The 11,893-nt window shown below is 40.0% G+C and carries 11 protein-coding genes and 2 pseudogenes; 11 read left to right on the forward strand and 2 right to left on the reverse strand.

Features of this window, described 5'->3' with window-relative positions; all coding sequences use genetic code 11:
- The first annotated feature begins 1 nt into the window (after position 1).
- The 9 genes and pseudogenes from HMPREF0519_RS01810 (at position 2) to HMPREF0519_RS01840 (ending at position 6,763) form a co-directional block, all read left to right on the forward strand.
- Positions 2-1,009, forward strand: a complete 1,008-nt coding sequence (locus HMPREF0519_RS01810; protein ID WP_233419304.1) for an aminopeptidase P family protein — start codon at positions 2-4, stop codon at positions 1,007-1,009.
- Between the two features lie 440 nt (positions 1,010-1,449).
- Entirely contained in the window at positions 1,450-2,013 is a 564-nt protein-coding gene (locus tag HMPREF0519_RS01815; RefSeq protein ID WP_003556894.1) for an ECF-type riboflavin transporter substrate-binding protein, read from the forward strand.
- A gap of 3 nt (positions 2,014-2,016) precedes the next feature.
- Positions 2,017-2,889, forward strand: a pseudogene (locus HMPREF0519_RS14750) (ATP-binding cassette domain-containing protein); the annotation flags it as partial.
- Positions 2,890-2,982: 93 nt separating this feature from the next.
- Positions 2,983-3,750 (forward strand): annotated as a pseudogene (locus HMPREF0519_RS14755) (ABC transporter ATP-binding protein); the annotation flags it as partial.
- Entirely contained in the window at positions 3,707-4,564 is an 858-nt protein-coding gene (locus HMPREF0519_RS01825; RefSeq protein WP_003556898.1) for an energy-coupling factor transporter transmembrane component T family protein, read from the forward strand. The pseudogene HMPREF0519_RS14755 and the gene HMPREF0519_RS01825, both read left to right, overlap by 44 nt.
- 71 nt (positions 4,565-4,635) lie before the next feature.
- Positions 4,636-4,869, forward strand: coding sequence for a gamma-glutamyl-gamma-aminobutyrate hydrolase family protein (locus HMPREF0519_RS14660; RefSeq protein WP_003634149.1), 234 nt, complete (start codon positions 4,636-4,638; stop codon positions 4,867-4,869).
- Positions 4,870-4,879: 10 nt separating this feature from the next.
- Complete coding sequence (locus tag HMPREF0519_RS13205; RefSeq protein WP_318630594.1) at positions 4,880-5,362, forward strand: gamma-glutamyl-gamma-aminobutyrate hydrolase family protein; 483 nt, start codon at positions 4,880-4,882, stop codon at positions 5,360-5,362.
- 110 nt (positions 5,363-5,472) lie between these two features.
- Positions 5,473-5,823, forward strand: a complete 351-nt coding sequence (locus tag HMPREF0519_RS01835) for an iron chaperone (protein WP_003634152.1) — start codon at positions 5,473-5,475, stop codon at positions 5,821-5,823.
- Between the two features lie 22 nt (positions 5,824-5,845).
- Complete coding sequence (locus HMPREF0519_RS01840) at positions 5,846-6,763, forward strand: DMT family transporter (RefSeq protein ID WP_003556907.1); 918 nt, start codon at positions 5,846-5,848, stop codon at positions 6,761-6,763.
- A gap of 126 nt (positions 6,764-6,889) precedes the next feature.
- Here the strand turns inward: HMPREF0519_RS01840 and HMPREF0519_RS01845 are convergent, their stop codons facing one another.
- Positions 6,890-7,747: a fructosamine kinase family protein gene (locus HMPREF0519_RS01845; protein ID WP_225429096.1), complete on the reverse strand. Its 858-nt coding sequence runs from the start codon at positions 7,745-7,747 to the stop codon at positions 6,890-6,892.
- A gap of 155 nt (positions 7,748-7,902) precedes the next feature.
- Here HMPREF0519_RS01845 and HMPREF0519_RS01850 point away from each other — a divergent pair, with 155 nt between their 5' ends.
- Together HMPREF0519_RS01850 and HMPREF0519_RS01855 are read left to right on the forward strand one after the other, a co-directional pair.
- Positions 7,903-9,276, forward strand: a complete 1,374-nt coding sequence (locus tag HMPREF0519_RS01850) for a glutamate--cysteine ligase (protein ID WP_003634154.1) — start codon at positions 7,903-7,905, stop codon at positions 9,274-9,276.
- A 319-nt stretch (positions 9,277-9,595) separates the two neighbouring features.
- Entirely contained in the window at positions 9,596-10,933 is a 1,338-nt protein-coding gene (locus HMPREF0519_RS01855; RefSeq protein ID WP_003634156.1) for a glutamate--cysteine ligase, read from the forward strand.
- A gap of 105 nt (positions 10,934-11,038) precedes the next feature.
- On the opposite strand, the gene HMPREF0519_RS01860 is transcribed toward HMPREF0519_RS01855, so the two are convergent.
- Positions 11,039-11,779, reverse strand: a complete 741-nt coding sequence (locus HMPREF0519_RS01860; RefSeq protein WP_003556915.1) for a gamma-glutamyl-gamma-aminobutyrate hydrolase family protein — start codon at positions 11,777-11,779, stop codon at positions 11,039-11,041.
- Between the last annotated feature and the right edge of the window lie 114 nt (positions 11,780-11,893).

Below are 11,893 nucleotides of genomic sequence, written 5' to 3' on the forward strand. Positions count from 1 at the left end.
AATAACTAACGAATTTAGCTTAAAATATTTAAGCGGATTTGATGGTCTTGATGGTGATGGCTGTTTAGTGGTCACACCAAACCAAGTGACATTGATCACGGATGCCAGATATCAAGAGGCTTTGGAGCAGTCATTGCCTAAAGATGTCGGTTTGGAAATTACCCGGGATTATTATCAAATTGCGAAAAGGGTTTTAGATGATGAAGCCTATCGAAAAGTTGGCTTTGAAACCTCGGTAAGTTATGAATTATATAGGACATTGTATCAGTTATTCGGTGATCAATTAGTTCCGGAAAATAATATTGTTGAGAAACAGCGGGAAGTTAAAGACGCAAATGAGGTTTCCGTTTTGAAAAAGTCTACATTGCTTGCAAGTGAGGGATTCTCGGCCCTTGTGAATTATGTCAGAGTTGGTTTGACAGAGCGTCAAATTTCTAATTGGTTGAATAATTGGATGTTGGAAAATGGCGCTGAAAAGCCAAGTTTTGACACAATTGTCGCTAGTGGCTACCGATCAGCACTGCCACACGGTTCGGCTTCCAATAAAAAGCTGCAGTGTGGTGAAGTTGTGACTGTAGATTTTGGTTACTATGTTGATGGATACACGTCTGATATTACTAGGACAATTGAGCTGGGTGATCCAGGGGATGAACTAAAAAATGTTTATAACATTGTACATGAAGCTCAAGAAAGAATGTTTAAGACTATCAAACCAGGGGCTGATGGACAAGAAGTCGATGCAGCCGGCCGCGATTACATTCAGCAACAAGGTTTTGGTAACTACTATAATCATGGAAGCGGGCACGGTATTGGATTAGATATCCACGAGGGGCCCAATTTTGGTCCCCGTTGGAAATCAAATGTCGTCGAGGAAAATAATGTGATGACCGTTGAACCGGGAATATATCTTCCCGGAAAAGGTGGTGTTCGGATTGAAGATGATTTGCTCATTACGAAAAATGGTTACGAGCAAATCACAACAGCTGATCGGGATTTGATTATTCTGTAATTAAGATTCAAGTTAAAATAAGTTGACGCAATGAGAATTGGCGGTACAATATAAACAATCTATTTATCCGACTGTGATTGAATGAGTAGTTGGTCTTCTTTTGTATAGAGAGCTGTCTAATTGGTGAAAGGGCGGTCAAAAGAGCTAATGAATATGGTTCAGGAGTCGATTGATGCCGAACTTTTTATGAGGCCGTCGTGGTTGGCTCATTATCGCCTATAGTTATGAAAGTAACTAAGTGAGGGAACTTTCGTGAGGAAGTTCTAAATGAGGGTGGTACCGCGACTTGATCGGCCCTAATATAAAGCTAATTGTAGACAAAACCAGCTTGTGGAGACAGGCTGGCTTTTTTATTTGATTAGTTCATTTGGTGACAGTCCGGATGTATTTTATATTTTATGATTTGTTGGTAGTTTGCTATTTTTGAAAGGAAGTTTTTTATGAAGTCAAGTAAACGTACAAAAGGATTATCGGTTGAGGCGGTCGTCGCAACCGGGGTCGGAATTGCCATTGTGTTTTTGTTAAAGAGGTTTTTGCCAATTCCAACAGGGGTTCCTAATACAACTATTGATTTGGGTGAGGCGTTCATTGGATTTCTGGGAGCTGTATTTGGTCCGGCAGTCGGTGCATTGGTTGCATTTTTCGCGCATTTATTTAATGATCTTTCATGGGGCGATCCTTGGTGGACATGGATTGTTGCTGATGCAATCTTTGGCTTTTTGATTGGATTTAGTCGTAACTTTTTGAAATTAAGGACTGAACCGCTTACCAAGAAAAAATTGATTCAATTTAACCTGTTACAGATTGTTGCAAATATTATTTCCTGGGGAATTATTGCCCCACTTGGTGATATTTTGGTATACTCACAACCAGCTGGGAAAGTATTTTTACAGGGATTGATGGCAACAATCACAGATATTCTGTCGATTGGAATTGTCGGTACACTGCTTATCTCTGCCTATGCTAGAACACAAATTCAGAAAAAAAGACTTACGAAGGATTAAATGATGCGTGAACAACAGATTATTCAATTTTCGGATGTTTCCTTTCAGTATCAAAATCAAGAGGACGCAACATTACACAATATTAATTTATCTGTTCATAAGGGGGAAAAGGTTTTTATTACTGGGCCTTCTGGATCCGGGAAATCGACACTTGGAAACATCATTAACGGTGTTATCCCTGAAGAATTCTCCGGTAAACTAACAGGAAAAATAACGATTAATGGTCAGTCTCAAAATGACCTTGATTTAACCGACCTATCTTTTATTGTGGGTACGGTTCTTCAAGATCCGGATTCACAGTTCGTTGGTTTAACAGTTGCAGAGGATATTGCCTTTGCCTTAGAGAACGATGCCAGGCCTATTGATGAATTACATCGAAAGGTAGCTGAGTGGGCGCAAAGATTAAATCTGGGACCTTTATTGGGGAAACATCCACAAGATCTGTCAGGCGGACAAAAGCAACGGGTCTCCCTGACCGGCGTTTTAATCGACAACGAGCCGATTCTATTGCTCGATGAACCGCTTGCAAATTTAGATCCGGCGGCTGGACGCGACTCGATGAAACTATTGAATTGGCTTGTGGCACAGCAGAATCTAACGGTGATTATTATTGATCATCGAATTGAAGAAGTCTTGCAAATTCCTATTGATAGGATGATTGTATTGGCAGAAGGCCGTGTGATCGCAGATGACACACCAGATCGGATCCTTCAACAGAATTTATTACTGAAAAACGGGTTGAGGGAACCTCTTTATGTCACTGCTTTAAAGGATTCGGGAATTGATGTTAATCAAGTGACCCATTTAAGTGATCTTACCAATCTTAAGCTGAGTCAGGATGATTATCATAAGTTGGTGACATGGGTCCAACAACAAAAGCTTCCTGATAAACCTGTTTCTTTGTTACCGATAATCTCGCTTAAAAATATGACGTTTGCTTATCCAAAAGAAGCGGCTATTTTTAAAGCGTTTAATTTAACGATTAATCAAGGCGAAATGGTAGCGCTAGTAGGTAAAAACGGTACCGGGAAAACAACGTTAGTTAACTTAATTACCGGGTTTTTAAAGCCTCAAAGTGGTGATTTGTTTTTTGGTAAAGAAAATATTAGTCACGATTCCGTTAAGCAGCGTGCTGACCGAATTGGCTATGTTTTGCAAGATCCTAATCAAATGATTTCCAAGACAATGATCTATGACGAAGTTGCACTTGGACTTCAACTTCGAGGGATTAATTCGGAAACTATAAAAAAACGGGTTTTTGATACGTTAAAAATTACTGGGCTTTATCCGTATCGAAACTGGCCGATTTCGGCATTGAGCTTTGGACAGAAAAAACGGGTTACCATCGCGTCTGTTCTAGTATTACAGCCCGAGGTCCTAATATTGGATGAGCCGACAGCCGGTCAAGACTTGGCTCACTATTCACAAATGATGACCTTCCTGGAAGAACTTAATCATAGTCAGGGCACAACGGTTATCATGGTGACTCATGATATGAATCTGATGATGGCTTATGCAAATCGGACCATTGTTTTGGATAAGGGCGGTGTTTTGGCAGATGCGTCACCGGCGAAAGTGTTAACAGACAAGGATATCATTGAAAAAGCCCATTTGGCGCAATTAAGTTTACAAGTATTGGCAGAAAAGGCACAAGTTTCTGATCCAATTGAATTTGCTGAAAAATTCATTTCATATGAAAGGAGACAAGCCAGTGGTAAATCAACGGTTATCTTATGATGTCAGTGGGGCACAAAAGAGTCATTGGGTGACTCGTTTAACCGGAATGACAAAGATATTGGTATTACTCAGTTTGTCTATCATTGGAATGGTTAGCTATGATACATGGTACCTGGTAGCACTAACTATTTTTGCCATTATTTTTTATCAATCGGCACATTTTAGGTGGCATCAGGTACGGGGGTTGTTATATGCTATTGCGGCATTCACCGCGCTTAATTTGGCGCTGGTTTATGTTTTTAATCCTGCATATGGTTCTCAAATATACGGCACCAGTCATGTGCTGTTAGGCCATGGCTTTTTCGTATTAACGTGGGAAGAGCTATTTTATCTGTTGAATATGCTGTTAAAATACGTATTTATTGTGCCGCTAATCCTAGCCTTTTTATTTACGACAAATCCGTCTGAATTGGCTTCCGGAATGAATCGCATTGGATTTTCATATAAGATCAGTTATGCAGTTGAATTATCGTTAAGATATATTCCCGATGTGATTAGGGACTTTAAACAAATCAGTTTGGCCCAGCAGGCGCGTGGCTTGGAAATGTCTAAGAAAGCTGGTATATGGAAACGCTTAAAACGTAGTACGCAAATTTTAATTCCATTGGCATTTTCATCAATGAACAAAATTGAAGTCACAACCAGGGCGATGAAATTACGGCGGTTTGGAACAAACAAGCACCGAACATGGTATATGGCACAAAAGCTGGCCAAAATAGATTATTTTGTTTTGATTGTAACAGTGCTTCTAATTATGATTGGAATTGGTTTGTTTTGGGTAGATGGTGGCAGGTTCTATAATCCATTCAGGTAAAACGTATGCGAATCCAGAATATGATAGTAACTGAAACCTTGATTTCAATTTAAATAAGGAAGTGACCGCGCATGACCGTTACAATTGGTATCGCAAGCAACCATCTGATTCACTCTACAAAGCGTTGGGGAACCAATTATGTTGATTATGTGCGGCGTGATTTTGTTGATGGCATTCGATGGACAAATGCAGTACCGTTGATTATTCCATTAACGGAACCCAAGGATGCTAAAGCTTATGTTGAAAAAGTAGATGGTATTTTATTAACTGGCGGTCAGGATGTGACCCCTTCTTCTGTATGGTGAAGCACCACTGATACAATCTGGTGAAACGGATCGTTACCGTGATGAATTTGAAATTGCTTTGGTTAAGGAGACGGAGCGGGTTCACAAACCTATTTTAGGCATTTGTCGCGGCCAACAAGTTATAAATGTTGCGTTTGGTGGTTCACTCTACCAAGATATCCAATCACAGTTGGGTAACTCTACAAAACATGAGCAGTACCCAACTTCATGGGAAATTCCGACCCATTATATTAATACAGTTGCCCATTCTTGGCTAAATGATCTGTTAGGCGATCGATTTGCTGTGAACAGTTTTCACCATCAGGCTGTTCACAAATTAGCAACCGGATTAACAGTTATTGCAACAAGTGACGATGGGATTATTGAAGGTATTCAGTCAAATGACGGTCAGGTAATTGGTGTTCAGTTTCATCCAGAAATGATGATTCACTCGTATCCAACGTTTAGGAAGATCTTTGCGTATTTTGCAAAATTGGTTGAAACAGTTGAGTAACAATAATGAATCTATGGTTGGCCCTTCGCTTAACTGTAAGTTCATTATTTTTTTGTTGCCAAATTGTTATATAATTATCTAGATCAGATCAACAAAGGAGCTCGTATTTAATGCCAAGTAGACCAAAAGTCAGTACATCGGATGAGTATATTAAAATGGCGGCACCGGATATCCAGCCGATTTTACAAAAATTACGCACCTTGATTCACCAAGAACTGCCGAATGCAGAAGAAAAGATTCTATATAACATGCCCTTCTTCATTTTTAACAATAAAAAAATTGGAATTGCGGCTTATAAAGCACATGTTAGTTTACAAATTTCGGATGATTTAAGTTCGGAAGTGGTAAAGCTTGCTAGAAAGTTAGGCTTTGAAACCGGTCAGAAGCGTTTGAATATCGATTTGGATCAACAAGTTCCGGAAGAACTGGTATTAAAGATTTTACAAATGATTGAAGCCTGATGAATGAAAGGGATGGCGAGTTTTGCGAAATTTAAAAGTCAGGGGCATTGTACTTGCGGTGGCTGGTCCTTTGCTTTGGGGGGTATCCGGAACGACAGCCCAAGCATTATTCACTCATGCTGACGTTAGTTCAAATTGGCTGGTATCGGTTCGAATGTTGATTTCCGGAATATTATTGGTACTATATGGCTTGTTGACAGACCGCAAACAGAATTTAATGATTTGGCATCATTGGCGGGACGCTTTATACTTACTATTTTTTAGTTTTGTTGGCATGGCAGCTTCACAGTATACATACTTTAAAGCGATTGATTACGGAAATGCCGCAACGGCTACGATTCTTCAGTTTCTATCTCCTGCCTTTATCATTATCTATTTGGCATTGAGTACCCGGAGATGGCCCAGAAGAATCGATATTTTATCATTGGTAATGGCACTAACGGGAACTATTTTATTAGTGACGCATGGGCAACTAACGACATTGGCAATTCCTGTGAGAGGCTTTTCATGGGGGTTACTGACGGCAATGAGTGCAACTTTATATACACTATTGCCTCGTAAATTATTGGGGAAGTATGGCTCTATACCGGTTGTTGGTTGGTCGATGTTGATTGGTGGGATTGCCTTTAGTATCTACTATCGGGTTTGGACGCACATGCCCGACTTTAATTTAGCTACCTATGGCAGAATCGGGTTTGTGGTTATTTTTGGAACAATGTTTGCCTATTTGTTTTTTCTGGGAAGTTTGCAGTTTATTACCGCAACAACTGCCAGTGTGCTCGGTTGCTTTGAGCCGTTATCGGCAACTTTTTTATCGATTGTTTTTCTGGGCGTTCAGTTTGGTGTTCCAGAAACGATTGGCGCAATTTTAATTATCGGAACCGTTTTTGTGCAATCTTGGGCAACGATGAAGGGAACATTACACGCACGGGAAACCTGAAAGTTGGGATAATTGCATGTAAATGGGACTAGACGATTATGCCATTCGACAATAGTTATGACGCAAAAAGGAGACAGCATCAGAACTCATTTGATGCTGTCTCTTTTTCTATCAATTATTGAAAAGCTATTTTTCGGCACATAAGGCCAACATTTGAAGAACACTACCCTGATAGCCGGCACCAAATTGTGATAAATGAAACATTAAATAATAGAGTTGATAGAAAGGAATACGGTTATCTGATCCCTTCTCTAACGGATATTCATCATTATATCCTTTATAAAAATCGGCATTAAAGCCGCCAAAAACATGGGTGATACCCAGATCAAATTCTCGATCACCATAGAATACAGCCGGATCAATAAAAACGGGATGACCATCCGGATTGAACATAAAGTTTCCCGACCAAAGATCACCGTGAAGTAATGACGGTATTGGATGATAGGCATTCATAAGTCTTTTAAAGACTTTGATTGCCCGTGCATATAATACTTCCATTTCAGGTGTCCACAAACCACGATCTCGAATTAACCGTTTCAAATCTTCCAATCGTTGATCAACAAAAAAAGATTCCCAATCAGGTCGCCACGAATTATTCGCCGTGTACGTCCCCATTGTAAAGTCCTCATTAAAACCATATTGTTTATTCGGACTTCTACGTTTGTGAAGCGTTGCAAGTTGCTTTCCCATTTCGTATTGGTCGCCGGCTGGCTGGTGGTTGATGTAATTTAGTAGAAGATAAGCATCGGATCCAAAGGTACCCCAGTCGAGAACTTTTGGAGTTAAAACGGTTTGCGATATCAACTGCAAACCGGTAACCTCATGCTGAAAGAAATCTTTAGAATGGTTTGGCTGAATAAGCAGGAAGTAACGGGCACCATCTTGATCATCCAGCTCATAAGCTTCGTTGATATCGCCACCGCCTACCGCTCGATAATTGGAAACATGATTGATCGGTAATTGTTTAAATAGTTCAGGATTCAACTTAATCCCTCCTTGTCTAGCTATCATGACTTTATGTTACCACGGGCCAAAGTCTCATGCTGAGTTAACCATATTAAAGTTTTCTTTGAATTGTTGGATGAAGTGCGTTAGAGTATTTGTAACAATTAAATGGTGTGAAAGGGGGATGCATTAATATGTTTGATGAAATTGGGCAGATTATATTTAATAATGAAATAGTTGCAAAGGCCAGCGATTTCAATATGGGGATTGAAGTTGAGGCTATTCGGATTGATTCATCCGGTAGATTAACTAAGGAAGAGTACCCAAAAGCGTTGGGAAATCAACGTAAGAATCATTTTATTAAGACAGATGTTTATCAGATTCAAAGTGAAGTGATCACACCAGCCGCAAGAAAGTCTTTGGATGCGATGCATTATTTAATGGCACTTAACGATACGCTGCGTAATGCGTTGGAGCCTAATGAGTTATTGTGGCCGCTAAGCATGCCGCCGATTCTTCCTCGGGATAAAAAAACAATTCCGATTGCGAACGTTGATCCTGATCAACGGGCATATTATGAACGTTGGATTAATACTCGAAGCGATACACAGGGCATCCCAGTTGGTGTTCATTTAAATGTTAGTGTCAATGAAACAGTTTTAAAAACAGTTTGGGAAGCCGAAAAAGATAAGTTTGATTCCTATCCAGAATTTGTTAACTATATGTATATTAAAATTGCACAGGGGTTCGTTTACTACCGTTGGTTGATTACATATTTGTTTGGGAATAGTCCGATTGCGGAAAAGAATTTCTTTAAAGCTGAAGATGATCAACCAGCACATGCTGTTCGGAGCATTCGTTCTTCAAATTATGGTTTAACCTCTGATATTAAAAAAGATTATAAATCTGTGGCAGATTATGTGCATAATATCGAGTCTCACATTGAAGATGGGACTTTGTTTAGTGAAGCCGAATATCATGCAAGTGTGAGGTTGAAAACGGTTCATGGAGATTTGACGAAGATGGTTAAGAAGGGTGTTGACTACATCGAGTTGAGAATGCTGGATCTGGATCCGACAACTGCGCTAAGCATCCGAACAACAACTATCAGGTTCTTTCGAATTATGCTGAGCTATTTCATGATGACACCGCCAATGGAGGAATCGGATAAGGTTAATTTGAAGCTTGCCCAGGGGATCTCAATGAACGAGGTAGTGGCACTTGAGAGCCCGTACCAACAAACGATTTATCATCATGAAGCACAGAACTTTCTGGATAAACTGCAAATGTTTGGCGCTACAATCCAATGGGGACCTGAGTATCAGGAGGTGCTTGACACCATGCAGGATCGGTTGGATAATCCTAATTTAACGCCAGCCGCAACGCTTTGCGATCATGAAGTTGATGGATCATTAATGTCATATGGGTTGGCAATGGCAAACCGGTATCAAAATCGGGCACATGAAAACCCGCATCCATTTACCGGTTTTGAGGAGCAGCCTGATATGACTGCCAATGAATTAAGGCAACGTTTATTTGGCGTGATGGGTAAACCGGAAAATTTGTAAAACTAAATGATTGACAAGCATATTTATTCTGACTAAACTTTTTGATAATTATAAGTAATAAATATAATGGTGTGATGCTTATCTGACGACCGACTATAAAGCGATTTCCAATAGGTGGGAGTGGAAAGAGTCGAGTCAGAAAGGGTCATCTCTTTAAGTGGTTAACAATTGATGGTTAGCGCCCGTTATCGTGTATCGTGCAATTGAGCACGTATTGAGGCAGATTGAGTGATTAACCTGTGAACCCGGGTGGTAACACGTGGAAACGTCCCGCAAAGTAATTTTTTGCGGGATTTTTTGTAGCAAAGGGGTGGGTCGTATGATCAAAATTAAAAACGCAACCTATATTGCCAGTTTAGCTAATTCATTTGTTGGATTGGAAGTGGAAACACATCGAATAAATACAGACGGTGGGTTGAGTACCCACCCATATCCAAGCGGATTGTTGGACGAAAAGAAGCATCATTTTATAAAAAATGATTTTTTGGAAACGCAATCTGAGCTCATTACACCACCGGAAGAAAATACACATCGTGGATTGACATATCTGGGGGCTTATCATCAAGCACTAAGAAGCGAGTTAACAAGTAGTGAATATTTGTGGCCATATAGTATGCCTCCTAAGCTGCGATTGGATCATGCCGATATTGAGATTGCCCAAACTGATCATGATAATTACGTCTATCGACAAAAGGTTGCCCAAATCAGAAGGATTGAACGGACAGCTGAAACCGGTGTGCATGTAAACATTGGATTAACACCAGCAGCGATTCATCAGATAGAAGTTCCCCCCACCCAAGACGAGATAGACAGCCTGTATTTACAAGCGGCCATCGGGTTTATGAACTATCGTTGGCTTTTAACTTACTTGTTTGGTGCGACACCGTTTGCGTTTGATAACTATTTTTCAAAAACCGCTAATATGCCTGCACAAGCTGTTCGTTCTTTGCGAAATTCTCACTTCGGGTTTGGAAATGGGTTTCTAGCAAGTTACCGAAGTGTTTCTGAATATGTAACCGACATTGAAGACGCGGTTCGTGACCACGAAATTATAGCTGAAAGAGAATATTATGGGACAGTGCGGCTAAAGAGAACGCCTCACTTAAAGGACTTACTGGCAGACGGGATTCTTTACATTGAATTACGAATTTATGATTTGGATCCCTTTGAACCAATGGGAATTTCTGAAGATGCAGTTAATATTATTCGACTAATGTTTGCGTACTTTGCCGGTAATCAGCCGTTTAATCTGGATGAATCTGATCATGAAATTAGCGTAGCTGTTAAGAAAAACGATACGGTTGCCTTGGAGAATCCGTTCACGGTTACTCAATTCCATGATCAAGCGGTTTCTTTCATTGAAAAACTGAGCGCGTTTAGCCAAATGATTAGCTTACCATTTAATGCTGAGGAGTTATGTTTAAGAATGCTTGAAAGAATTGATAATCCTTTGTTAACACCGAGTGCAAGGTTACTAACTTGGTCAAATAACGATGCCCAGCAATTATTTGACAAATTACTGTTAATGGCTAAGGGTTATCAGAATGATTTCTTGGATCACCCACTCTATGGGTATGAGGATCGATCACTTAAAGAACAAAAACGAATGATTCAGCAATTGAAAATGGGTAAACAATTAGTGTTAAAAAATAACTAAAAACGTGCACTTCTATCAATGGTCAAAAGCCGGTATGATAGAGGTTCACGTTTTTAGTTATCACTAAGTGAAAATCATTTTAAAAGTTGTTCAGAGCGTGCAGCCTTACGTACGACTCTTCTCAGCAACCTTTTTACTTCGTTCAACAAAATCTTTAAACAATTTTTTTGAATCTTCATAGTGTTTGAAGATATTTTCCGGATGCCATTGCACGGCAAGAATTTGATCACTCTTAATTGATTCGACACTTTCAATGACTTGGTCGTCGGCACGTGCCGTCACCTTTAGATAAGGTGCGACATCTTTGATTGCCTGGTGATGACGAGAGTTAACATATGGCCGGGCACCAATCAACTTATAAAGCTTGCTGGTAGGATCAACGGTAATATGGTGTGAAGGCATGTTACCGGGTGCTTCTTGAGAATGCTTTAAAGTTGCATGAAGGTCTTGGGAAAGGTCTTGATAGAGTGTGCCACCCAAACCAACATTGATCAACTGCAAGCCACGACAGATACCCATAATGGCTTTGCCAGCGGTAACGGATTGTTTTAACAACTCAATTTCAAAAAGGTCTCGTTTTAAATAGGTTGCTCCCAACTTTTGAAAAGGTTCTTCACCGTAGAAAGTTGGGTCAACGTCCGCGCCCCCTAGGAAACAGACACCGTCAAACAGCGTCATGTAGTCGCGGACGTCTTCAGGATTCACACTTGGGAAAATGACAGGCACACCACCTGATTTAACAATGGCTTCAATCGCTGGCCTTGGTGCGAAAGCCGCATTTCGTTCGTTAATAATATTGGTTGCTTCAGCGAGTGTATCAGCTGGTAATGCGATTCTTGGGCGCAAAATAATCCCTCCTTGGGTTGTGATAATAGTTGTTTTAATAATAGTAGTTTTGTATTTTTATAGACGACCATTATTGTACTTTAAAAAGAAAAGATTTAGTTATAATTTGACTTT

The organism is Lentilactobacillus hilgardii DSM 20176 = ATCC 8290, assembly GCF_000159315.1.
Lineage (GTDB): Bacteria > Bacillota > Bacilli > Lactobacillales > Lactobacillaceae > Lentilactobacillus > Lentilactobacillus hilgardii.